General features: G+C 68.7%; 23 protein-coding genes. 11 read left to right on the top strand and 12 right to left on the bottom strand.

What is annotated here, in order from left to right; translation table 11 throughout:
• The first annotated feature begins 64 nt into the window (after window positions 1-64).
• Complete coding sequence (locus tag PSA7680_RS16655) at window positions 65-1,018, top strand: L-threonylcarbamoyladenylate synthase (RefSeq protein ID WP_085869815.1); 954 nt, start codon at window positions 65-67, stop codon at window positions 1,016-1,018.
• Between the two features lie 46 nt (window positions 1,019-1,064).
• Here the strand turns inward: PSA7680_RS16655 and PSA7680_RS16650 are convergent, their stop codons facing one another.
• On the bottom strand, window positions 1,065-1,664 hold the full coding sequence (locus tag PSA7680_RS16650; RefSeq protein WP_245824713.1) for a YqgE/AlgH family protein: 600 nt from the start codon (window positions 1,662-1,664) through the stop codon (window positions 1,065-1,067).
• Between the two features lie 90 nt (window positions 1,665-1,754).
• On the opposite strand from PSA7680_RS16650, the gene PSA7680_RS16645 reads away from it, so the two are divergent.
• On the top strand, window positions 1,755-2,582 hold the full coding sequence (locus tag PSA7680_RS16645; RefSeq protein ID WP_085869814.1) for a protein-disulfide reductase DsbD domain-containing protein: 828 nt from the start codon (window positions 1,755-1,757) through the stop codon (window positions 2,580-2,582).
• A 37-nt stretch (window positions 2,583-2,619) separates the two neighbouring features.
• Here PSA7680_RS16645 and PSA7680_RS16640 read toward each other — a convergent pair whose 3' ends face one another.
• The 5 genes from PSA7680_RS16640 to PSA7680_RS16620 form a co-directional block, all read right to left on the bottom strand.
• On the bottom strand, window positions 2,620-6,036 hold the full coding sequence (locus PSA7680_RS16640) for an efflux RND transporter permease subunit (RefSeq protein WP_085869813.1): 3,417 nt from the start codon (window positions 6,034-6,036) through the stop codon (window positions 2,620-2,622).
• 3 nt (window positions 6,037-6,039) lie between these two features.
• Window positions 6,040-7,497, bottom strand: a complete 1,458-nt coding sequence (locus PSA7680_RS16635) for an efflux RND transporter periplasmic adaptor subunit (protein WP_085869812.1) — start codon at window positions 7,495-7,497, stop codon at window positions 6,040-6,042.
• Window positions 7,498-7,609: 112 nt separating this feature from the next.
• Complete coding sequence (moaB, locus tag PSA7680_RS16630; protein ID WP_085869811.1) at window positions 7,610-8,152, bottom strand: molybdenum cofactor biosynthesis protein B; 543 nt, start codon at window positions 8,150-8,152, stop codon at window positions 7,610-7,612.
• 12 nt (window positions 8,153-8,164) lie between these two features.
• Window positions 8,165-8,785, bottom strand: coding sequence for a LysE family translocator (locus tag PSA7680_RS16625; protein WP_085869810.1), 621 nt, complete (start codon window positions 8,783-8,785; stop codon window positions 8,165-8,167).
• Window positions 8,782-9,600, bottom strand: a complete 819-nt coding sequence (locus PSA7680_RS16620) for a uracil-DNA glycosylase (protein WP_245824711.1) — start codon at window positions 9,598-9,600, stop codon at window positions 8,782-8,784. Before PSA7680_RS16620 ends, PSA7680_RS16625 begins: the two co-directional genes overlap by 4 nt.
• A gap of 120 nt (window positions 9,601-9,720) precedes the next feature.
• Between PSA7680_RS16620 and PSA7680_RS16615 the strand changes: the two genes are divergently transcribed.
• Genes PSA7680_RS16615 through plsY form a run of 6 tightly spaced genes read left to right on the top strand, consistent with a single transcriptional unit; the run spans window position 9,721 to window position 14,107 of the window.
• The gene (locus PSA7680_RS16615; RefSeq protein ID WP_085869808.1) at window positions 9,721-10,677 is read left to right on the top strand and encodes an aspartate carbamoyltransferase catalytic subunit; all 957 of its coding nucleotides are present in this window, start codon (window positions 9,721-9,723) and stop codon (window positions 10,675-10,677) included.
• Between the two features lie 5 nt (window positions 10,678-10,682).
• Window positions 10,683-11,153, top strand: coding sequence for a hypothetical protein (locus PSA7680_RS16610; protein ID WP_245824709.1), 471 nt, complete (start codon window positions 10,683-10,685; stop codon window positions 11,151-11,153).
• A complete protein-coding gene (locus PSA7680_RS16605) occupies window positions 11,150-11,719 on the top strand; it encodes a hypothetical protein (protein WP_085869807.1) in 570 nt (189 codons plus the stop codon). The genes PSA7680_RS16610 and PSA7680_RS16605 overlap by 4 nt, the downstream gene beginning before the upstream one ends.
• Window positions 11,716-12,228 (top strand): hypothetical protein, encoded by a 513-nt coding sequence (locus PSA7680_RS16600; RefSeq protein ID WP_085869806.1) that lies wholly within the window; start codon window positions 11,716-11,718, stop codon window positions 12,226-12,228. Before PSA7680_RS16605 ends, PSA7680_RS16600 begins: the two co-directional genes overlap by 4 nt.
• Window positions 12,225-13,499: a dihydroorotase gene (pyrC, locus tag PSA7680_RS16595; protein WP_085869805.1), complete on the top strand. Its 1,275-nt coding sequence runs from the start codon at window positions 12,225-12,227 to the stop codon at window positions 13,497-13,499. Before PSA7680_RS16600 ends, pyrC begins: the two co-directional genes overlap by 4 nt.
• Window positions 13,499-14,107: a glycerol-3-phosphate 1-O-acyltransferase PlsY gene (gene plsY / locus PSA7680_RS16590; RefSeq protein WP_085869804.1), complete on the top strand. Its 609-nt coding sequence runs from the start codon at window positions 13,499-13,501 to the stop codon at window positions 14,105-14,107. Before pyrC ends, plsY begins: the two co-directional genes overlap by 1 nt.
• A 90-nt stretch (window positions 14,108-14,197) precedes the next feature.
• On the opposite strand, the gene PSA7680_RS16585 is transcribed toward plsY, so the two are convergent.
• Genes PSA7680_RS16585 through PSA7680_RS16575 form a run of 3 tightly spaced genes read right to left on the bottom strand, consistent with a single transcriptional unit; the run spans window position 14,198 to window position 16,869 of the window.
• Window positions 14,198-15,568, bottom strand: a complete 1,371-nt coding sequence (locus PSA7680_RS16585; protein ID WP_085869803.1) for a glutamate--cysteine ligase — start codon at window positions 15,566-15,568, stop codon at window positions 14,198-14,200.
• 60 nt (window positions 15,569-15,628) lie between these two features.
• Window positions 15,629-16,123 carry a hypothetical protein gene (locus PSA7680_RS16580; RefSeq protein ID WP_245824707.1) on the bottom strand — a complete coding sequence of 165 codons (495 nt, stop codon included), beginning with the start codon at window positions 16,121-16,123 and terminating at the stop codon, window positions 15,629-15,631.
• A gap of 20 nt (window positions 16,124-16,143) precedes the next feature.
• Window positions 16,144-16,869, bottom strand: a complete 726-nt coding sequence (locus PSA7680_RS16575) for a 16S rRNA (uracil(1498)-N(3))-methyltransferase (protein ID WP_085869801.1) — start codon at window positions 16,867-16,869, stop codon at window positions 16,144-16,146.
• Between the two features lie 13 nt (window positions 16,870-16,882).
• Between PSA7680_RS16575 and ubiA the strand changes: the two genes are divergently transcribed.
• From ubiA to PSA7680_RS16560, 3 genes are all read left to right on the top strand, one after another.
• A complete protein-coding gene (ubiA, locus tag PSA7680_RS16570) occupies window positions 16,883-17,851 on the top strand; it encodes a 4-hydroxybenzoate octaprenyltransferase (RefSeq protein ID WP_085869800.1) in 969 nt (322 codons plus the stop codon).
• Window positions 17,852-17,915: 64 nt separating this feature from the next.
• The gene (locus PSA7680_RS16565) at window positions 17,916-19,997 is read left to right on the top strand and encodes an OmpA family protein (RefSeq protein ID WP_085869799.1); all 2,082 of its coding nucleotides are present in this window, start codon (window positions 17,916-17,918) and stop codon (window positions 19,995-19,997) included.
• Window positions 19,984-20,310 carry a hypothetical protein gene (locus PSA7680_RS16560; protein ID WP_085869798.1) on the top strand — a complete coding sequence of 109 codons (327 nt, stop codon included), beginning with the start codon at window positions 19,984-19,986 and terminating at the stop codon, window positions 20,308-20,310. Before PSA7680_RS16565 ends, PSA7680_RS16560 begins: the two co-directional genes overlap by 14 nt.
• A 33-nt stretch (window positions 20,311-20,343) precedes the next feature.
• Here the strand turns inward: PSA7680_RS16560 and PSA7680_RS16555 are convergent, their stop codons facing one another.
• From PSA7680_RS16555 to PSA7680_RS16545, 3 genes are all read right to left on the bottom strand, one after another.
• A complete protein-coding gene (locus PSA7680_RS16555) occupies window positions 20,344-20,538 on the bottom strand; it encodes a YgaP family membrane protein (RefSeq protein ID WP_085869797.1) in 195 nt (64 codons plus the stop codon).
• 72 nt (window positions 20,539-20,610) lie between these two features.
• Complete coding sequence (locus tag PSA7680_RS16550; RefSeq protein WP_085869796.1) at window positions 20,611-21,207, bottom strand: Crp/Fnr family transcriptional regulator; 597 nt, start codon at window positions 21,205-21,207, stop codon at window positions 20,611-20,613.
• A 26-nt stretch (window positions 21,208-21,233) separates the two neighbouring features.
• Window positions 21,234-21,425, bottom strand: a 192-nt coding sequence (locus tag PSA7680_RS16545) for a transposase (protein WP_217808310.1), incomplete at its 5' end; no start/stop codon positions are given.

Genomic DNA, 21,425 nt, shown 5'->3' with positions numbered 1-21,425 from the left:
CTTGTTCAGCGAACACCCTAAGCAACGGCCCACAGGCGGCAACCAGAACGCAGCGTCAGAGATCATGACCCAAAACACCGAACATCTTTCCGCCTCGGAAAGTGGCGTCCAGCGCGCCGGGGAGATCCTGCGCGCCGGCGGGCTCGTGGCCTTCCCGACGGAGACGGTCTACGGGCTGGGGGCGGACGCGCGCAACGACACCCCCGTGGCGCGCATCTACGAGGCCAAGGGCCGGCCGCAGTTCAACCCGCTGATCGTGCACGTGGCCTCGCTGGAGGCCGCGCAGGCGCTGGCGGAGTTTCCGCCGGCGGCGCTGCGGCTGGCGCAGGCCTTCTGGCCCGGACCGCTGACGCTGGTGGTGCCGATGAAACCGGGCGCGGGGCTCTCCCGGCTGGTGTCCGCCGGCCTGCCCACGGTGGGGCTGCGGGTGCCCGATGCCCCGCTGGCGCAGAAGCTGTTCGAGGCCGCGGGCTGCCCCATCGCGGCTCCTTCGGCCAATCCTTCCGGCAAGATCAGCCCCACCCGCGCCGCCCATGTGGCCGCGGGGCTCGATGGGCGCATCGACGCGATACTCGACGGCGGCGCCTGCGGCGTGGGCGTCGAGAGCACCATCGTCGGGTTCGATGGGGACGCCCCGGTTCTGCTGCGCCCCGGCGGCCTGCCGGTGGAGGCGCTGGAGGCCGCCACCGGTGCACCGCTCCTGATCGGGGGCAGCAGCCCTGATGCCCCCTCCTCGCCGGGGCAGCTGGCTTCGCACTATGCGCCGGGCGCACCGGTGCGGCTGAACGCCACCGACAAGCGGGAGGGCGAAGTGCTTCTGGGATTCGGAGAGGCCCCGGGCGCCGAAGCCAACCTATCGCCGGCCGGGGATCTTCTGGAAGCCGCCGCCAACCTGTTCGACATGCTCCACGCGCTGGACCGCGCAGAGGCCACGGCCATCGCCGTGTCTCCGATCCCGGAGACGGGGCTGGGGCGGGCCATCAACGACAGGCTGCGCCGCGCCGCCGCGCCGCGCTGACACCCGCTGGAACGGTTGGCCGGGCCGTCGTCGCCCCGGCCGCACCTCAGGCGTGGCCCGCGGCGGCCGACAGCAGCAGCGGATCCACACCCATGCCCTTCAGGGCCTGCGTCCACTTGCCTTCATTCTCTCTGGAAAACAGGATCTCGTCGGAGGCTTCGCCGGTGAGCCAGCCGTTCTGGCCGATCTCGTCCTCAAGCTGCCCACCACCCCAGCCGGAATAGCCGAGCGCGAGGAAGAAGCTTTTCGGGCCGGCGCCCTCGGCGGTGTCCTGCAGGACTTCGAGCGAGGCCGTCATGCTGGCCAGGGCATTCACGCGCAGCGTGGAGCCCTTGCGGTAGTAGTCCGGGGAATGCAGCACAAAGCCCCGGTTCGTCTCCACCGGGCCGCCGAAATGGACGGTCTGCGCGGTGTCGAAACGGTCGCCGTTGATGGAGAGCTGATCCAGCAGTTCGCCGAGCGACAGATCCGGCGCCGTCTTGTTCACGATCAGCCCCATTGCACCGGCTTCGCTGTGATCACAGATGAACACCACGCTCTTGTCGAAGCGCGGGTCTCCCATCCCCGGCATGGCGATGAGGATCTTGCCCTTCAGGCGCACGGGATCGTCTGGCGTCGTCATACCGTCAAAGATGAGCTTTCCCATGCGGCAGGGCAAGGGGCGCGCGCGCACATTCACGTCCGGCTGTCCGATTTGTGACTTTCCATCCCGAAAGCGCGGCGTATTGTCGGCCCAATGAGCAGACGCAGATCTTTCCTTTCCCTCCTGTGCGGGCTGGCGCTGGCCGCCGTGATGCAGCCCGTGGCCGGCACGGCGCAGGTTCTGGCCGCCGGCGAGGCCGTCGAGGCCGAGTTCCTGCCCGGCTGGCGGCTGGAGACGGGCGAGCACATGGCCGGCATCCGGCTGCGGCTCGCGCCCGGCTGGAAAACCTACTGGCGCGCGCCGGGCGACGCCGGGATTCCTCCGCGCCTGACGCTGGGCGCCTCGCAGAACATCGCCGGCATCGCCACGCACTGGCCCCGGCCCGAGGTCACGCATCAGAACGGCATGCGCGTGATCGGCTACACCGGCGAAGTCGTCTTTCCGCTGCGCCTGACTCCGCGGGATCCCAACGCCCCGATCACCCTGCGCGGCCGGCTGGAAATCGGCGTCTGCGAGGATGTCTGTCTGCCGGTGACCCTGAACATCCGCGGCACGATGCCCCCGGGCGGTGCGCCCTACCCGGCGATCGAGGCCGCCCTTTCCGATCAGCCGATGACGGCAAGGCAGGCAGGCGTATCGGGCGTCGCCTGTCGCATCGAGCCGATCTCCGACGGGCTCCGGGTGACGGCGGAGATCCGGATGCCGCCGGCCGGCGGCGAGGAGATCACCGTCTTCGAGCTGCGCGATCCCTCGATCTGGATTTCGGAAACGAAGAACGCGCGCCGGGGCGGAACCCTCACCGCTTCCGCCGAGATGGTGGCCGAGAGCGGCACGCCTTTCGTACTGGACCGCTCCGAGCTGCGCATCTCGGTGCTGGGGCGCGACCGGATGGTGGACATCCGCGGCTGTTCCGCCGGTTAGGCCGCCCGGCCAATAGCCCCTTCCCCGAGTCGCGCGCCTATGCCGCCCCTTCCCGGGCTGTCCGGCGGCTTCGGAACACAGCCCGGGCGAGGCCCGCGAGGATGAAGGCCGCGAGCGCCAGGGCCGCGCTGCCCACGGCGAAGATCGCGAAGGCCGAGGCCATCGAGGCCGTCATGTCCGGAAGCAGCCCGGCAACTGCCGGCGCGAAGGCCCCGGTGAGGGCCACGCTGCCCATCGTCGCTGCGAAGAGCGCCAGCATTCCGAGCCCTGCGAGCAGGGTGGCCGCCCCCACGCCTCGCCCGCCCTGGCGGAAGGCGAGCGCGCGCCGCAGGGCCTGCATCATCCGCCCGAGATCCTTCTGCATCGCCACCAGTGCCGGCACCACGAGCAGCACGAGCAACATGCCGAACCCGAGCCCGTAGACCAGCGTGATGACGGTGGGCTTGAGAAACTGCGCCTGCACCGAGCGCTCGTAGAGCAGCGGCGCGAGCCCCAGAACCGTGGTGGCCGTCGTCAGCATCACCGCGCGCAGGCGGTCGGCGGTGCCGTCCACGATGGCCGGGAACAGGCCGCGCTCCTCGGCATATTCGTCGATCGTCGTCACCAGCACGATGCTGTCGTTGATGATGATCCCCGTCATGCCGATCAGACCCACCACGGTGAACATCGAGAGCGGCACCTCCCAGATGTAGTGGCCGTAGATCGTGCCCACGAGGCCGAAGGGGATGATCGCCATCACCACGAAGGGGCGCGTCCAACTGGCGAAGATCCACGCCAGCACGAGATAGATGCCGGTGAGACACATGGCGAATCCGAGCAGCGCGTCGTTCAGGAAGCTCTGCTCCTGCTCGGCAAGCCCGCCCAGCTGCCAGCCGACGCCGAAATCGCTTTCGATCTGCGGCAGGATCACTTCGCGCAGTTCCTCGACGATGGCCTGCGCGCGGGCTGGATCATCCTCCGAGATGTCACCCGTCACGTTGACAAGCCGCAGCCCGTTCTCCCGCTGCACCGTGGAAAAGCCCGTCTGGCTCTGGACGGTCACGATATCGGACAGCGGCACGTAGACGCCCTGCGGCGAGCGCAGCTGGGTGCGCTCCATGAAATCCGCCGTCAATTCGCCGGCAGGCAGCTCCACCCGGATTTCCGCCGAACGCGGGCCGTCGGGGTAGGTCGCCGCCTCGATCCCGTTCAGCCGGTTGCGCAGCACCCGGCCCAAGGTGCCGATCTCGAAGCCCAGCGCCTGCCCCTGCGGGGTAAGTTCGAGCACGAGTTCCTGCTTGTCGTAGGCGAGGGAATCCTCCACGGCGGAGACTTCCGGATAGGCGGCCACGGCGGTTTTCAGGGCCTCGGCGGCGGCTTTCAGCGTCTCGGAATCCGCACCGTAGAATTCCACGTCCAGCGCGTCGCCCCCCGGCCCGGAGCGCCAGCCTCGGAAGCTGACCGTCTCGGCAAGCGGATGCTGGCGCACCTCGTCCTGGATGGCGGCGACGAAGGCGAAGGCGGAATAGGGGCGCAGATCGGCGTCGATCAGCTCGATCGCGATGGAGCCCAGAAGCTCGCTGTCCTTGTTCTCGGAGCCGGCGATGGCGCGGCCGGTGTTGCCGCCCACTTCGGCCACAACGTAATCCAGCGGGTTGCGCCCGTGCTCCTCTTCCATGCGCTTGCCCACGGCCTCCGCCGCGCGCTGCATCTCGCGCATCATCGCCAGCGTGTCCTCGCGGCTCGCGCCGTTGACCATGGCGAAATTGCCCGACACCGAGGATTGCTCGGGCGCGTTGAAGAAGCGCCACTGGACGTCACCCCGGATGAACAGGACTGCCTGCGAAGCGAGCAGCACGAAGGCCCCCGCCAGCACCGGGTAGCGCGCCAGCACCACCAGGTTCATAAGGCGGCGGAAGAGCCTGTCCCGCACCCAGGTGAAGCCGCGGTTCACAACCCGGTTGGGCCAGTCATACCAATGCTGCTTGGCCGAATGCGCGATGGCGTGGCTCATGTGGTTGGGCAGGATCAGGAAGCATTCCACCAGCGAGGCGATCAGCACCACGATCACGGTGAAGGGAATGTCGGCGATCAGATCGCCGAAGCGCCCGGAGATCACCGTCAGCCCGAAGAAGGCGATCACCGTGGTGATCGTGGCCGAGAACACCGGCGGCGCCATGCGCACGGCGGCATTCTCCGCCGCCGTCACCGGGTCTTCGCCCAGCCTTCGGGCGCGGAAATCGGCGTGCTCCCCCACCACGATTGCGTCATCAACCACGATCCCGAGCGTGATGATCAGAGCAAAGAGCGAGATCATGTTGATCGTCAGCCCCGCCACATACATCAGCGCAATGGCGGCGCACATCGCAACCGGGATGCCCGCGGCCACCCAGAAGGCCGTGCGCGCGTTCAGGAACAGGAAGAGCAGCCCCACCACGAGGCCCAGCCCCATCAGGCCATTGTCGAGCAACAGGTTCAGGCGGCCCGTGATGGCCTCGGCGCGGGTGCGGATCAGATCGATGCTCACCTCCGCGGGCAGCGTGCGCTGCATCTCCTCGGCAACGGTTTCGACCTCGCGCTGGATCCGGATCGCATCGCCTTGGTCGGAGCGGTCCACCCGCACCGAGATCGCCGGGTTCTGCCCCACGAAATAGGCGCGGTTGCGGTCGATGCCCTCCACGCGCACCTCGGCCACGTCGCCGATGCGCAACTTGGAGCCGTCCGGGTTGGAGCGCAGCACGATGTCGGCGATCTCGTCGGCGGAGCGCTTGGCCACGCCGGTACGCACGCGCGCGCTGCCGCCCGAGACATCGCCCGCCGGATCGGCGCTGGCTTCGGCGGCGATCGCATCGGCGATTTCCGCCATCGTCACGTCGTTGCGGATGAGCGAAAGCGTGGGCACCTCGACCACCGTTTCGGGCGCGGCCACGCCGCGGATGGTGGTGCGCGTGACGCCGGCCGCGAACAGCCGGGTGACGAATTCATCGGCGAAGCGGCCCAGTTGCGTCACGTCCACCGGGCCGGTGATCACGACGTCCGTGACCCTGTCGCGCCACACCCCGCGGCGCACCTCCGGATCCTCGGCATCCTCGGGCAGGTTGCTCACCCCGTCCACGGCGGCCTGCACGTCGTCGGCGGCACGCGACATGTCCCAGCCGGGCTCGAACTCCAGGCTGATGCTGGCCTGCCCCTCGCGGGAGGTGGAGGAGGTGCTCTCCACCCCTTCCACCGTCAGGAGCGCCGGTTCCAGAAGCTGCACGATGGCGGCGTCCACGTCCTCGGCGCCGGCGCCGTCCCACTGGACGGAGACGGAGACGGAATCCACGACCACGTCGGGAAAGAACTGCGCCCGCATCCGCGGCATGGCGGCCAGCCCGGCCACGATCAGCACCACCAGCAGAAGGTTCGCCGCCGTGCGATGGCGTGTGAAGTAGGAGAGGATACCGCCCGCCTGTCCGGATAGCTGCCGCACCATGGCCTAGCCTCCCATCCGGCTTTCCAGCCGCTCCAGAACGCGCGCGGGCACCTGCGGCGCTTCGAGCTGGCCGAGGATGCGCTGCTTGACCTCCGCCGGCATCCGCGCGTTGCCCTGCACGAAGGCCACGAGCTTGGCCCGGCGCTCCTCGGTCAGGGTGACGAGTTCGGGGGCCTCGGGGATCTCGGCGTTCTCGGGCCGGATCGGCCGCACCTTGATGCCCGCGCCCAGCACCGGCGAGCGTTCGGCGACGATCTCGCGCCCGTGGATCGCCGGCGCGCGGATGAGGACCTCATCGCCCTGCCGGCGCAGAAGCTCCACGGACGCCTCTTCCAGCCTGTCGTCCTCGCTCAGGACGAGCACCTGTTCGGCGGCGTTCAGCGCGCTCGAGGGCACGCGGGCCACGCCGCGCAGGGCGGGTTCCTCGATGGCCACGGTCACGAAATCGCCCGGCCGGAAGCCCGCGGGGCTGTCGAGCCGAGCAAAGAGCATCCGCCCCGTCTGCCCCTCGCCCACCGCCGCGCTTTCGCGCGAGATGATGCCGGCGGTGGTGAGATCGAGGCCCAGCACGTCCAGCGTCACCCGCACCGGCGCGCCGATGAGGCGGCCCTCGGCGTCGAGCAGGCGCACGTAATCGGCGGTGGAGACCCGGAAGGAGACTTCGAGCGCCTCCGGATCTGTCAGCGTGGCAAGGCGTTCGTTGTTGGCGACAAGTCCGCCTTCGACGACGGAAACGTCGCCCAGAAGCCCGGTGAAGCCGGCATGGATCTCGGTGTCGGCCAGCTTGCGCTCGGCCTCGGCCACGGTGATCTGCGCCCGGTTGAGCCGGGTCTTGGAGAGATCGGCGCGCGCTTCGGCCTGCGCGAGGGACTGGCGGCGCGAAACGACCTGCTGACGCGCGGCCGCCTCCGCCAGCGCGGCGGTTTCCACGGCGGAATCCGTGCCGACGCCCCGTTCCTTCAGGCTCTGCTGGCGTTGCAGGGCAGCGGAGCGCAGGGCGAACTGCTGCTCGGCGGAGTCAAGCTCGTCCTGCGCGAGGCCAAGCCCGCGCTCGGCATCGCGCACCTCGGCCTGCGCCTCGGCAAGGTCCGCGCGGGCCCGCGCCAGAGCCGCCTCGGCGTCCGCGGGATCGATGCGCAGCAGGAAATCCCCCGCCTGCACTCTCCCGCCCTCTTCGAAGGCGTCGGCCATCTCCACGATCCGGCCCGAGGCCGCGGCGCGGATATCGAGCGTGCGACGGCTGCGCACCTCGCCGAACGTGGTGAGCACGGGGATTTCCTCGCCCGGCACCACCTGCATGACGCCCGCCGCGAACACCCGTTCGCGCGCAGGGCGTTCCCGGCGCTCCTCGGCCCTTTTGGCCTCGATCGCGGTGTAGACGGTGTTGCCCGCCCAGGCGAACAGCCCGAGCGTGAGCGCCAACAGGAACAGCCCCATCAGGCTGCGGCCCAGAAATCTCATACCCCCTGCCTTTCCATTGCCAACCGGGCAGAGCCGTCACCGGCTTCCCCAACAGTATGTGGTGCAAATACCGCTCAAGACGAGCATTTTACGGATTACACGCGCGAGGCGATCACTTCCGGCGCAGATTTTCGTCCAGCCGCGGAAAAATTTCCACGAAATTGCAGGGCCGGTGGCGCATGTCGAGCTGGTAGGCGAGGATTTCGTCCCAGGCATCCTTGCAGGCACCGGGGCTGCCGGGCAGCGCGAAAAGGTAGGTGCCCTGCGCCACGCCGCCGGTGGCGCGGCTCTGCACCGCCGAGGTGCCGATCTTCTTCATCGACACGATGGTGAAAACGGTCCCGAAGGCTTCGATCTCCTTCTCGTAGACATCACGGTGGGCCTCCACCGTCACGTCACGGCCCGTCAGCCCGGTGCCGCCGGTGGAAATCACCACGTCCACGCCCGGATCGGCGCACCAGGCGCGCAGCTGGGCGGCGATTTCCTCCCGCTCGTCGGGCAGGATCCTGCGGTCGGCCAGCACGTGGCCGGCCTCGGTGAGCCGGCTGACCAGCACGTCGCCTGAGCGGTCCTCGGCCAGCCCCCGGCTGTCGGAGACGGTCAGCACGGCGATGCGGACGGGGATGAAGGCGATGGTCTCGTCGATGCGGCTCATGGGGCTTGGCTCCTATCCGTGGCGCATTGCGGCCAGACGCAGGGCGAGGCCGGCAAAGATGGTGGCGGACACCCAGCGGATCCCCCGCTCGAACCGCGCCGAGCGCAGGAGCCGCGTGCCCAGCCCTCCGGCAAAAACGCCCACCGCGCCGTTCACGAGGAAACCGCCCAGCGCCAGAACGGCGCCATAGACGAGGAACTGTGGCAGCGTGGGCAACGCCGGGTTCACGAACTGCGGCAGCAGCGCGAGCACGAAGAGGATCACCTTGGGGTTGGTGAGATTGACGAGGAGCGCTTCGCGGAAGGCATGGCGCGCCGGGGTGACGGGCGCATCCTCTGGCGCGGTGAGCGGGGCGCGCAGCGTGCGCCAGGCGATCACCAGCAGGTAGGCCACGCCGGCCCAGCGGATCACCTCGAACATCGCCGGCTGGCGGGCGATCAGCGCCCCGAGGCCGATGCCGGCCAGCAGCACATGCACCATCGCGCCCAGCGAAATCCCGAGGCTCGCGGCCACCGCCGCGCGCCGGCCGGAGCGCAGACCCTGCCCGAAGCAGAACATCATGTCCGCCCCCGGCGTGAGGTTCAGGGCAAGGGCCGCCGGCAGGAAGGCCAGCAGGAAGGCCGGATCGATCATGGGGCCTTGGCTCCCTCCAGCAGCTTCGCCTTGACGGCGAGCAGATCCTGCCAGGCTTCGCGCTTGAAGCCCGGATTGCGCAGAAGGTAGGCGGGGTGGAACATCGGCATCGCGGGCACACCCCGGAACTCATGCCACCGTCCGCGCATCCGCGAGATCCCGCTGCGTTTGAGCAGGGCCATGCAGGCGTGGTTGCCCATCAGCACAAGCAGGTCGGGGCCGACGAGCTCGATGTGCTTCTCAACGAAGGGGCGCAGCATGTCGATTTCCTGCGGGCTCGGATCGCGGTTCTGCGGCGGGCGCCACGGCAGCACGTTGGTGATGTAGAGGCCGGCCTCGGCATCCGGCGCCGCGCGGCCAAGGCCGATGGCGTCGAACATGCGGTCCAGAAGCTGCCCGGCCCGTCCTACAAAGGGGCGCCCTTCCCTGTCTTCCTCCCGGCCCGGCGCCTCCCCGACGATCATCACCCGCGCCCGCGGCTGCCCGTCGGCGAAGACGAGGCTGCGCGCGCCGCGTTTCAGATCGCAGTGGGGGAAGGCGGCCAGCGCCGCTTCGAGCTCTTCGAGCGATCGCGCGCCACGCGCCGCCACGCGCGCCTCGGCCACCGGGTCCACCTCGGGTTCGATCGGGCGGACGGGCGGGGCGGCCGCGGGTCGGGGCGCCTGCGCGGGGCGGCCGGCCGCCGCGGCCGCGGCGGCTTTCCGCGGTGAGGGCTCGGGGATTTCATAGCGGTTGACGGGCGCGTCGAGGATCGCCTCGTCCGCTCCCATGTCCACCTGCCATTCCAGGAGGGCCTTCGCCGTATGAAAATCCATCTCCACGCTCATGCGCGCCACGCTACGCCCGCACGCCGGCAAGGTAAATCCCCGCCGCAACCGCCTTGTGCGGCGGCAAGGCGCTTTCTATAAGCGATGCCACCCGGACAAGGAGGCTCCATGACGTTCCACCACCGCCATCTCCTCGGCATCGAGCCCCTGCATCCGGAAGAGATTCGCACCATCCTCGATCTGGCCGACCAATACGTCGATCTCAACCGCCGTGCGGTGAAACACGCCGATGCGCTCGCCGGCCTCACCCAGATCAACATGTTCTTCGAGAATTCCACCCGCACGCAGGCCAGCTTCGAACTGGCCGGAAAGCGCCTCGGGGCGGACGTGATGAACATGGCGATGCAGGCCAGCTCGATCAAAAAGGGCGAAACGCTGATCGACACGGCGCTCACCCTGAACGCCATGCACCCCGATCTTCTCGTGGTGCGCCACCCCCATTCCGGCGCGGTGGACCTGCTGGCCCAGAAGGTGAACTGCGCCGTGCTCAACGCCGGCGACGGCCGCCACGAACACCCCACGCAGGCGCTGCTGGACGCGCTCACCATCCGCCGCGCCAAGGGCCGGCTGCATAGGCTCAACATCGCCATCTGCGGCGACATCGCCCATTCGCGCGTGGCGCGCTCCAACATCATCCTGCTCGGCAAGATGGAGAACCGCGTGCGCCTCGTCGGCCCGCCCACGCTGATGCCCTCCCAGGTGGGGGAACTGGGCGTCGAGGTCTACGAAGACATGCGCGAAGGGCTGAAGGACGTGGACGTGGTGATGATGCTGCGCCTCCAGCGCGAGCGCATGGACGGCGGTTTCATCCCGAGCGAACGCGAATACTACCACCGCTACGGGCTTGATGCCGAGAAGCTCTCCCATGCCAGGGAAGATGCCATCGTCATGCACCCCGGGCCGATGAACCGCGGCGTGGAGATCGACGGCACCATCGCCGACGACATCAACCGCTCGGTGATCCAGGAGCAGGTGGAGATGGGCGTAGCCGTGCGCATGGCGGCGATGGATCTGCTCGCCCGCAACCTGCGCGCCGCGGATCGGCCCGCGGGCGTCATGGCCTGAGCCCGATGCCCGATCCCGATCTCATCCCCAACCATCGGATGGTGCCCGAGGCGCCGCTCGCGGAGGGCGAGGCCGTCATCGCCAGCTTCCCCGCGGACCGCGCCACCTACGTGCGTGATCACGCCGCGATGGCCGCGCTCGCCATGGGCGGCGGCATGATCGTGCTCTGGCTGCTGGGCAACCCCCATGTCTGGACCGGCGCCGTGGGCGGGCTGGCCGCCATCGCGGTGCGGGGATTCTACCTCGCCAGCGAAGATCTCTCCGCCCGCTGGGATCTGACGGACCGGCGCCTGCTCGGGCCGATGGGTCGCAGCATCCCGCTCTCCGAGATCACCCGGATCCGTGCGCTGGGAAGCGCCGTCCAGATCATCACGCGTGGCGGCGACAAGCACCTGATCAAATACCAGCCCGACAAGGACGCCACCCGCACCGCCATCGCGCGCGCGGCGGGCCTTGCCACGGAGGCCGCCGCATGACTGCCGTGCTCACCATCTCCGAACACGATCACAAGCGCCTCTACCTCTTCGCGGTGGACGCCCCCCCGGAGGAGGCAGAAGCCCTCGTGACGCGCCGCGAGGCGCAGGACGGCGGCCTTGACTGGCCCCTGCCCGCACTCATCGGGGCCACCACGCTGAACCCCGAGTTCGTGGAAGCCTTCGACGTCTCCGAACTCGCAGATTTCGGCCTGATGCAATACCTGCACGAAGGCGGCGGCATCCCGGAAGACCAGCTCGCCCCCTTCGCGGAACAGTTGAACGCGCTCACCGGCTGGGTGGTGCTCATCACCTCCGCCGCCTTCGAGGGAACGCCGCAGGAACTGTGGCCCCAGCCGCCGCTGCGCCTGCTTGCACGCTTCGAAGAGGAAAGCCCGGCCCCGCCGCCGCCCTTCGGCCTCGAAAGCCAATCGGCCGAGGGTGTGCTGGAAAGCCCGCCCACAAAGAAGCAGGTGTCCGATGCTGCCATGTCCGGACGCATCGCGATGCTGATGCTCATCCTGATGTTCGCCCTGACCGGGGTGGTGATCTGGATTTCCGCCGGATGACGGGCAGCTGGAACGACATTCTCGCGCCGGGCGAAAAGGTGCTCTGGCAGGGCCGGCCCGATACGGCCTTCGTGGCCGGACGCAGGGATCTGATGCCAGCGATCTTCGGCCTCGGTTTCGCGCTGATCGCCCTGCGCATGTTCGTCGGCGCTTTGCCCGAAGGCGCCTTCCCGGCGCTTTTCCTGCTGCTGTTCATCGCCGCCGGCCTCGCCGTGGCGGTGGGCGGCCCGGCCCGGAACTGGCTCGGACGCCGCTTCGCCACCTATTCGCTCAGCACGCGGCGGGCCTTCATCGCCCGCTCCTGGCCGAAGCGCAGCCTCGAGTCCTATGACATCGCGCCCGACGACGTGCTGGAACTGGTGGATGACACGCCCGGATCCGTCTATTTCCGCACCCGATACCGCAACACCGCGAACGGCGCGCGCCGGGAGCGCGTGGGCTTCGAGCGCATCGCCGACGCCCGCCACGTCTACGACCTGCTCAGACAGGTGCAAAGGAGCCAGCCATGAGCCTCTTGATCGAAAACGCCCGCCTCGTCGATCCCGAAGCCCGCACGGTCGCGCCGGGCTGGGTGCTGGTGGAACACGGGAAGATCGCCGCATCCGGCAGCGGCGCGGCCCCGCAGGCGCAGCAGGTGCATGATGCCGGCGGCAAATGCCTCGCCCCCGGGATCGTAGACATCGGCGTGAAGATCGGCGAGCCGGGCGAGCGCCACAAGGAGAGCTTCCGCACCGCCGGCCGCGCCGCCGCGGCCGGGGGCGTCACCACCGTCGTCACCCGCCCCGACACCCTGCCCGCCATCGACACCCCCGAGGCGCTGGAGTTCGTCACCCGCCGCGCCAACGAGGCCGCGCCGGTGAACGTGCTGCCCATGGCCGCGCTCACCAAGGGCCGCGAGGGGCGCGAGATGGTGGAGATCGGCTTCCTGCGCGATGCCGGCGCCGTGGCCTTCACCGACTGCGACAGCGTGGTGACGGACACCAAGGTGCTCTCCCGCGCGATGACCTACGCCCGTTCGCTTGACGCCCTCGTGATGACCCACCCGCAGGAGCCGATCCTGTCCAGGGGCGCGGCCGTGACCTCGGGCAAGTTCGCCACGCTCAAGGGGCTGCCGGCGGTCTCGCCGATGGCCGAACGCATGGGGCTGGAGCGCGACCTCGCGCTCGTCGAGATGACGGGCGTTCGCCATCATGTCGATGCGCTCTCCACCGCCGCCGCCCTGCCCGCGCTGGCGCGCGCCAAATCCGCCGGGCTCGACGTGACGGCCGGCGTCAACATCCACCACCTGACGCTGAACGCGCTCGACGTGGGCGACTACCGCACCTTCTTCAAGATCAAGCCCCCGCTGCGCGACGAAGACGACAGGCTCGCGATGGTGCAGGCGGTCAAGGATGGGTTGATCGACACCATCTCCTCCTTCCACACCCCGCAGGACGAGGAAAGCAAGCGCCTTCCCTACGAGGAGGCCGCCTCCGGCGCGGTGGGGCTGGAAACGCTTCTGCCCGCCGCCATGCGCCTCTACCATGCCGAACTGCTGGATCTGCCCGAGCTTTTCGCCGCCATGGCGCTGAACCCGGCCCGCCGGCTGGGCCTGCCCTGCGGGCGGCTCGCCCCCGGCGCTCCGGCCGATCTCGTGCTCTTCGATCCCGACGCCCCCTTCGTGCTGGATCGTTTCAAGCTGAATTCGAAATCCAAGAACACGCCGTTCGACGGGGCGCGGATGCAGGGCAAGGTCCTGCTGACGCTCGTCGCCGGCGTGCCTGTCCACGGAAATCTCTGATGCCCGAAATCACCACGGCCCTGCCCCTGCTCGCCCTCACCGCCGTCGCGGCCTACCTGCTGGGCGCGGTGCCCTTCGGCATCGTCATGGCCCGGCTCTTCGGGCTGGGGGACTTGCGCCAGATCGGCTCCGGCAACATCGGTGCCACCAACGTTCTGCGCACGGGCAACAAGCTGGCCGCCTTCCTCACGCTGGTGCTGGACGCCGGCAAGGGCGGCATCGCGGTGCTGATCGCGCGCCAGTTCATCGGCGAAGACGCCGCGCAGATCGCCGGCGGCGCGGCCTTCCTCGGCCATTGCTACCCCGTCTACCTCGGCTTCAGGGGCGGCAAGGGCGTGGCCACCTTCCTCGGCACGCTGCTTGCGCTGAGCTTCCCGCTGGGCCTGATCGCCTGTGCCACCTGGCTCGTCACCGCCGCCGTCACGAGGATTTCCTCGCTCTCGGCGCTCGTGGCCGCCGTCGCCTCTCCGGTCGCGGCCGTCCTGATCGGGCGCGCGGACGCCGCCCTGCTTTGCGCCCTCCTCGCCCTGCTGATCCTGATCCGCCACAAGGCCAACATCAGCCGCATCCTCGCGGGCGAGGAGCCGAAGATCGGCAAGAAGGGCTGAGCCTCATCTTTTGACCGGAAATATCCCGGGGGAGACGCGCCGAGAGGCGCGGCCGGGGGCAGCGCCCCCGCGCGCGCCGCGCCTGCGTCGTCAGTAGCTGTAGTCGGCGTAGATCCGCGTCAGATCGCCTTCCCAGTCGCCATGGTAGCGCGCCAGAAGCTCGTCCGCAGGGACCTGCCCGCTCTGGACGCTTTCCTTCAGCGCGTTCAGGAAATGGGTTTCATCCGGAATCAGACCGCCGGCGCCCGGACGGGCGCGGGATTTCAGGCCGGCTTCGGCGATGGCCACCGCCTCGCGCGCGAGATCGTGCAGCTTCACGCCCCCGGCTTCGCCCTGCAAACCATCGACGGAGGCCGCCACGCGCAGCCCTTCGCGGGTCTCGGCATCGAGCCCCTTCACCAGATCCCAGGCCGCGTCCAGCGCGCCCTGGTCGTAGGTCAGCCCGACCCAGAAGGCCGGCAGCGCGCAGAGCCGGCGCCAGGGGCCACCATCGGCGCCGCGCATCTCGATGAATTTCTTCACCCGCGCCTCCGGGAAGGCCGTCGTCAGGTGGTCGGCCCAGTCCGAAAGCGTCGGCACCTCGCCGGGAAGCGCCGGCAGTTTGCCTTCAAGGAAATCGCGGAAGGACATGCCCAGCGCATCGATGTATTTGCCGTCGCGGTAGACGAAATACATCGGCACATCGAGGGCATAATCCACCCAGCGCTCGAAGCCGAAGCCTTCGTCGAACACGAATGGCACCATGCCGGTGCGGGCGTCGTCCATGTTGCGCCAGACGTAGCTGCGCCAGCTCTTGTGGCCGTTGACCTTGCCCTCGAAGAAGGGAGAATTCGCAAAAAGCGCCGTAGCCACGGGTTGCAGCGCGATGGCCACCCGCATCTTCTGCACCATGTCGGCCTCGGAGGCGAAATCGAGGTTCACCTGCACGGTGCAGGTGCGGCGCATCATCACCCGGCCCATCTCGCCGACGCGGCCCATGTAGGCGTCCATCAGCTTGTAGCGCCCCTTGGGCATCAGCGGCATGTCTTCGTGCTTCCAGATCGGCGCCGCGCCCAGCCCGATGAAGCCCACGCCGATCCTGTCGGAGATCGCCTTCACGTCGCGCAGGTGGGCGTTCACCTCGTCGCAGGTCTCGTGGATGGTTTCCAGCGGAGCCCCGGAAAGCTCCAGCGCGCCGCCGGGCTCAAGGCTGACGTTGGCGCCGTCCTTCTCCAGCCCGATCAGCTTGCCGCCCTCGGTGACGGGCGCCCAGCCGTGCTCGTCCCGCAGGCCTTGGAGCACGGCAAGAATGGACCGCTCCCCCTCGTAGGGAAGCGGCTTCAGCGTGTCCTTGCAGTATCCGAATTTCTCGTGCTCGGTGCCGATGCGCCAGTCTTCGCGGGGTTTGCAGCCGTCGGCCAGGTATTGCGCCAGCTGATCCCGGCTCTCGATCGGCCCGCCGCCGGACTGGGGGATAGACATCTCGAACGCTCCACTTCCACCTTTTGTGACGCCAAGAGGTGGAAGCAATCGCACGGGAAGTCAATGCAGCATGCGCTGCTCTTTCTGCCAGATCACGACGGGGTGAGCCGGCGGCTGCGTCAGGTAGCGCAGCATCTGTTCCATCGGGAAATTCTTGATCGATGAGAACACGTCGAACAGCGCGTCGACGCCTTCGGCATTGGCCGGGATGAACAGCGGCGGGGATTCGATCCCGCGCAGCACCCAGTGGGGCGCCGGATCGGGCACGGGGTCCAGCTCGACCTTGGAGAGCCCGTCCACGGAGACGGCGCCGCCGGAGAACGGCCCGTAGTAGGCGATCCGGCCTTCGTTGACGTGGACGACGCCGGGCCCGCCTTCACCCAGCCGGAACCGGGCACGCTGCACGCCGGCATAGGCCAGCAGGGCGCCGGTGACGCCCAGGATCATACCGAGAGTCGGTACGAACCCGAGCCCCCGGAACACGAGGATGATTCCGGCGGCGGCGAACACCCAACCGATCAGGAACTCCCGCCAACGCCAGAATACGGCTTTCACTTCTTTTCGCACAAAAGACATTACCAATCACCAGAAACACTTTGCCAGATGGTCATGGCCGCGACTGCGGCCGTATCTGCTCTGAGTATACGGGGACCTAGGCTAATTTGTGTCACGAAGGGGCGAGTTTTTAGGTTTTCCCGTTCCCTTGCGGAGAATCCGCCCTCCGGCCCGATCAGGATGGCCGCCTTGCCGCCCCGGCCCTGCTGCTGCAGCGCGGCCCGCGCGCCCACGAGGGTCTCGTCGCAGTAGACGAGCTGCCGGTCGGCCGGCCATTCCGCCAGCACGGCGTCCAGTTTGCGCAGCTCGGTGACCTCGGGCACGAAGGTGCCCCCGCACTGCTCGGCGGCCTCCACCGCATGGGCCTGGAGCCGGTCGCGCCGGATGCGTTCGGAATTGGTGAAATCGGTCTGGACCGGCATGATCTTCGCCGCGCCCATCTCGGCCGCCTTCTCGACGATGAAATCCGTGCGCGCCTTCTTGATCGGCGCGAAGAGCAGCCAGAGGTCGGGCGGCTCCTGGAGCGGTTTCGTCCGCCCGGCGCAGGCCAGCAGCCCGCCCCGCTTGCCGGCTTCGGCGATCTCGGCGCGGAACTCGCCGTCGCGGCCGTTGAAGATCAGGATGCTGTCGCCGACGCCCAGCCGCATGACACCGAAAAGGTAATGCGCCTGCTCGCGGGCCAAAGGAACCGTTTGCCCCTCCCCCAAAGCTGCGTCTACATAAAGCCTGATCTTTGCCGCCGACATGGACGCCCCTCGCATGAGCCAACCTTCAGAACATCCGGAAACCAAAGGGCAGGTGGCCGATGCCGTCAAGGGCAATTGGGTCGATACGCGCGCCCCGGCCTTCAGCCGGCCCTACCTGCGGCTGTCCCGCGCCGATCGCCCGATCGGCACCTGGCTGCTGCTGCTGCCCTGCTGGTGGGCGGTGCTGCTGGCCGCGCTGGCGGCGGGCCCCTTCACCCTCTGGGACGGCTGGGTCATGCTCGGCTGCGCCGCCGGGGCCTGGCTGATGCGCGGCGCGGGCTGCACTTGGAACGACATCACCGACCGCGACTTCGACGCGAAGGTGGCGCGCACGCGCTCCCGCCCGATCCCCTCGGGGCAGGTGAGCGTGCGCGCGGCCGCGCTCTGGATGGCGGCACAGGCGTTCATCGCCTTCGCGATCCTGCTGACCTTCCCGCCGCTCGCGATCGCCCTCGGCATCGCCTCGCTCGCACTCGTCGCCATCTACCCGTTCGCCAAGCGTTTCACGTGGTGGCCGCAGGTCTTTCTCGGGCTGGCCTTCAACTGGGGCGCGCTGCTTGCCTGGGCGGCGCATGACGGCACCCTGGGCTGGCCTGCGCTGGCGCTCTATCTCGCCGGGATCGCCTGGACACTGTTCTACGACACGATCTATGCCCACCAGGACACCGAGGACGACGCGCTGATCGGGGTGAAATCCACCGCCCGGCTGTTCGGCGACTCCTCGCCGCGCTGGCTTTTCGGCTTTCTCGTCGCGGCGGTTCTGCTGCTGGCCCTCGCCGTGATCGGCGCCGTGGCTCCGCTCGGCAACCCGCTGGCGCTCGTGGTGGCGCTCGGGGGCGTCTGGGCCTTCGGCTGGCACCTTGCCTGGCAGTTGCGCGGGCTACGCATCGACAGCCCCGAAACCTGCCTGTCGCTCTTCCGCTCCAACCGGGACGCGGGCCTGCTCGCTGCGCTGTTTTTCGCCGTTGCCCTGTTCCTCTGATTGATCCCCCGGCGGGCTGGCCGTAAAACTGGCGCAACTTCAAGAACAAGGACGCAGCCAACACATGCGCCTGAAATCAGCCCTTTCCGCCGGTGCGGCCTTCACCCTTGCCGGCGGCCTGTGCATTTTCGCGGCCACGTTGGCCGTGAACGTGATCGAAGACCGGACCGAGCTCGACGTGACCCGCGCCCTCGCCCTGCAGGGGTTCGACTGGGTGGAAGTGGCCGTGGACGGGTTGATCGTGAACCTCACCGGCACCGCGCCCACCGAGGCCACGCGCTTCCGGGCGCTCTCCGTCGTCGGTTCGGTGGTGGATCACACCCGCATCAACAACGGGCTGGCGGTGGCCGAGGCCGCGCAGATCGAGGCGCCGACCTTCACCATCGAGTTCCTGCGCAACGATGACGGCATCACCCTCGTGGGCCTCGTGCCCGCCCGCGCCGCCCGCACGCAGATCCTGTCCGCGGTGTCCTCCGCCGGCGGCGGCGCCGTGGTGACCGATCTGCTGGACAGCGCCAGCTACCCGGTGCCGCGCGGCTGGAATCCGGCGCTGCAATTCGCGCTCGAGGCTCTCCGCCTGCTGCCCCGCTCCAAGATCTCGATGACGAGCGAACGCGTCATCGTCACCGGCATCACCGAAAGCGCGGAGGAAAAGGCACGGCTCGAAGAACGCCTGCGCACCGAGACGCCCGGCGGGCTGGACGTGACGATCAATCTCACCGCCCCACGCCCCGTGCTCACCCCCTTCACCCTGCGGTTCGTCGTCGATGAGGCCGGCGCGCGGTTCGATTCCTGTTCCGCCGACAGCGAGGCCACGAGCGCGCGCATCCTCGCCGCCGCGCCGGGGGCCGCCAACGCGGAGTGCACCATCGGCCTCGGCATGCCCTCCAGCACCTGGGCGGATGCCGCCGTCACCGGCATCAAGGCGGTGCAGGCGCTCGGCGGCGGCACGCTGACCTTCTCGGACGCGGATGTGACCTTCGTCGCCCCGAAGGGCACGCCGCAGGCCGATTTCGACCGCGTGATGGGCGAGCTGGAGGCGGATCTGCCGCCGGTGTTCTCCCTGCATGCGGAGCTGCCCGAGCCCGAGGAAGACACCGCCACCGAGGGCGAGACCGCCCCGCCCGAATTCACCGCCACCCGCAGCCCGGAAGGGCTGGTGCAGCTGCGCGGCAAGCTGGCCAGCGATCTGGACCGGGAAGCGGTGGAAAGCTTCGCGCGGGCCGCCTTCGGCGCCTCCAGCGTCTATGCCGCCGCGCGCATCCAGGAAGAGGGCCTGCCCAGCGGCTGGTCCCTGCGGGTGCTGGCCGGCCTCTCGGCCTTCGAGGAGCTCAACCAGGGCACCCTGCGCATCGAGGAAGACCGGATCACGATCTCCGGCATCAGCGGCAACCCAGACGCCCGCGCCAACATCGCGCGCATCCTCACCACCCGGCTCGACACTTCGGACAAGTTCAGCATCGACGTGACCTACGAAGAGAAGCTGGATCCGGTCGCCGCGCTGCCCACGCCCGAGGAATGCGTGGCCGATCTGAACGCGGCGTTGGAAGAGAACAAGATCACCTTCGCCCCCGGCTCCTCCGACATCGAGGCCGGCGCGATTTCCACCATCGACAAGATGGCCGAGATCCTGAAGGCCTGCGCCGACGTGCAGATGCAGCTTGAAATCGCCGGCCACACCGACAGCCAGGGCCGCGAGGAAATGAACCTCAACCTCAGCCAGTCCCGCGCCGACGCGGTGCTCAACGCGCTGATGGCGCGCCGGGTGCTGACCTCGCACATCACCGCGAAGGGATACGGGGAGTCCGTGCCCATCGCCGACAACGGCACGGAGGAAGGCCGCGAGGCGAACCGCAGGATCGAGATCACGCTGATCCAGCCGGACGCGCCCGAAGAGCCCGAGGCCACGGCGCTGGAACAGGCCGAGGCCGAGGCTGGCGAAACGGCCGGAGCGGAAGAAGAGGCCGGGGCCGAGACCGGCGCGGAAGCCGGCGACGATGGAGCCGCTGCCGAAGGCGCCGGCCCGGATGACACGCCGTCACAGCCGGCGGACGGCACCACGGCAGAAGACCAGGACGCAAGCCCGGACGCCCCGCAAGAGGGCGCGGACAACGGGGAAGAGGACGCCTCAAATGAACAGAACTGAATTCATCGCCGCCACGGCGCTCATTCTCTTCGTGGCCTTCGCGCTCGGCTGGTTCGCCAACTGGCTGGTGCATCGGTTCACCCGCGTATCGCAGGCCGACATGGGCGAGCTGGACAAGATGGCCCAGGCCCTGCACGAGGCCGAGGAACAGCGCGACGAGGCGATCATCTACCTGCAGCAGCGCGAGGCCGAGATGACCAACGCGCAGGCCCAGCTTGAGGCTGAGCTCTCCGCCGCCATGGACGGGCTGCGCGACGCCCGGCGCGAAGCGGAAGAACTGCGCGCCTACATCGAGGCGCAGAACGCCGGGTGAGGCGGCGCGCAGCTTGAAGGTTCGCCGCGCTGGCTACTGGGTCTTGATGCGGCAGGTCTTGATCCCGAGCAGCGAGTAGATCGGGCAGACGCCGACGAGCCCGGTCACCAGCGGGACGAGGCCGACAAGGCCCCAGAGGGTCTGCGGCCCCACGAACACGAGCGACAGCAGGGCAAGGCCGAGGATCACCCGCAGAACGCGGTCGAGGGTGCCTTCGTTTCTGGACATCTTTCTTTCCTCCTTGGAAGGGATTGGATGCCTCCTTCTACCCTGCCTGCCGCCGCCTCGACGGTGACAGAGTCACCGAAGGCCTGCGGCAACCTGTTCCAGCTCCCTCCGGCTGAGGATGGCGATGCCCTTTTCGCGCTGCCGGACCCAGCCTTCCCCGGCGAAGGCCGCCAGCCTGCGCGAGACATAGGCCCGGCCCGAAGCCGTCTCGGTGGCCAGTTCGCCGTGGGTGGCGGGCACGAATCCGTCTTCGGAGGCGAGCCGCAGCAGGGCCTTGGCGAGCCGGGAGTCGAAATGCGAGAGCGCCACGTCCTCGATCAGTTGCTGGTATTCCGCGAAACGGGTGGAGATCGACACCAGAACCATCTCGCGGAAAGCGGCGTCATCGGCGAAACGCGCCCGAAAGGCCCCCGCCGGCACCAGTTCCCCGGACAGGTCCGTTTCGGCCACGCCTTCCGCGCAGTAGGTCTGATCGTTGATCAGGCAGGAGAAGGTCTGCAGGCAGACTTCACCGGGCCGGACCCGGTAGAGCACCACCTGCCGCCCGCTCGCGCCGGTCAGGGTCACGCGGATGGAGCCCTCTTCCAGGATCACGAAGCCCGGGCAGGGCTGCCCCGGCTGAAACAGGATCTGCCCGCGTTTGGCGGTGAATGGACGTGTTGCCGACAATTGCCTCTCCCCTGCTTGCCTACGGATTAGGTCGTGGACTCATAATGTCTGATCCAGAGCCTTGAGCAAGCGAGGTGAAGTGCGGCGAGGAAGTTTGCTGCGGTTTTGAAGTATCGCGTTGCGATGCCGCGGAAGTGTTTGAGACGATTGAAGAACCGTTCGACCTTGTTGCGTTCGCGGTAGAGGTCTCGGTCGACGGTCCTGACCACGCGGACGTT

This window comes from Pseudoruegeria aquimaris (assembly GCF_900172235.1).
In the GTDB taxonomy this organism is placed as follows: domain Bacteria; phylum Pseudomonadota; class Alphaproteobacteria; order Rhodobacterales; family Rhodobacteraceae; genus Pseudoruegeria; species Pseudoruegeria aquimaris.
Note: the sequence above shows the minus strand (reverse complement) of the source record. Positions and strands in the feature narration are given on the sequence as shown.

Coding starts and splice junctions, on each gene's coding strand:
- PSA7680_RS16645 (WP_085869814.1), top strand. CDS start 1,755: ATGAGCAGACGCAGATCTTTCCTTTCCCTCCTGTGCGGGCTGGCGCTG.
- PSA7680_RS16625 (WP_085869810.1), bottom strand. CDS start 8,785: ATGATCGATCCGGCCTTCCTGCTGGCCTTCCTGCCGGCGGCCCTTGCC.
- PSA7680_RS16605 (WP_085869807.1), top strand. CDS start 11,150: ATGACTGCCGTGCTCACCATCTCCGAACACGATCACAAGCGCCTCTAC.
- PSA7680_RS16560 (WP_085869798.1), top strand. CDS start 19,984: ATGAACAGAACTGAATTCATCGCCGCCACGGCGCTCATTCTCTTCGTG.
- PSA7680_RS16585 (WP_085869803.1), bottom strand. CDS start 15,568: ATGTCTATCCCCCAGTCCGGCGGCGGGCCGATCGAGAGCCGGGATCAG.
- PSA7680_RS16640 (WP_085869813.1), bottom strand. CDS start 6,036: ATGGTGCGGCAGCTATCCGGACAGGCGGGCGGTATCCTCTCCTACTTC.
- PSA7680_RS16555 (WP_085869797.1), bottom strand. CDS start 20,538: ATGTCCAGAAACGAAGGCACCCTCGACCGCGTTCTGCGGGTGATCCTC.
- PSA7680_RS16635 (WP_085869812.1), bottom strand. CDS start 7,497: ATGAGATTTCTGGGCCGCAGCCTGATGGGGCTGTTCCTGTTGGCGCTC.
- PSA7680_RS16565 (WP_085869799.1), top strand. CDS start 17,916: ATGCGCCTGAAATCAGCCCTTTCCGCCGGTGCGGCCTTCACCCTTGCC.
- PSA7680_RS16655 (WP_085869815.1), top strand. CDS start 65: ATGACCCAAAACACCGAACATCTTTCCGCCTCGGAAAGTGGCGTCCAG.
- PSA7680_RS16615 (WP_085869808.1), top strand. CDS start 9,721: ATGACGTTCCACCACCGCCATCTCCTCGGCATCGAGCCCCTGCATCCG.
- moaB (WP_085869811.1), bottom strand. CDS start 8,152: ATGAGCCGCATCGACGAGACCATCGCCTTCATCCCCGTCCGCATCGCC.
- plsY (WP_085869804.1), top strand. CDS start 13,499: ATGCCCGAAATCACCACGGCCCTGCCCCTGCTCGCCCTCACCGCCGTC.
- pyrC (WP_085869805.1), top strand. CDS start 12,225: ATGAGCCTCTTGATCGAAAACGCCCGCCTCGTCGATCCCGAAGCCCGC.
- PSA7680_RS16650 (WP_245824713.1), bottom strand. CDS start 1,664: ATGGGAAAGCTCATCTTTGACGGTATGACGACGCCAGACGATCCCGTG.
- PSA7680_RS16575 (WP_085869801.1), bottom strand. CDS start 16,869: ATGTCGGCGGCAAAGATCAGGCTTTATGTAGACGCAGCTTTGGGGGAG.
- PSA7680_RS16600 (WP_085869806.1), top strand. CDS start 11,716: ATGACGGGCAGCTGGAACGACATTCTCGCGCCGGGCGAAAAGGTGCTC.
- PSA7680_RS16620 (WP_245824711.1), bottom strand. CDS start 9,600: ATGGATTTTCATACGGCGAAGGCCCTCCTGGAATGGCAGGTGGACATG.
- ubiA (WP_085869800.1), top strand. CDS start 16,883: ATGAGCCAACCTTCAGAACATCCGGAAACCAAAGGGCAGGTGGCCGAT.
- PSA7680_RS16610 (WP_245824709.1), top strand. CDS start 10,683: ATGCCCGATCCCGATCTCATCCCCAACCATCGGATGGTGCCCGAGGCG.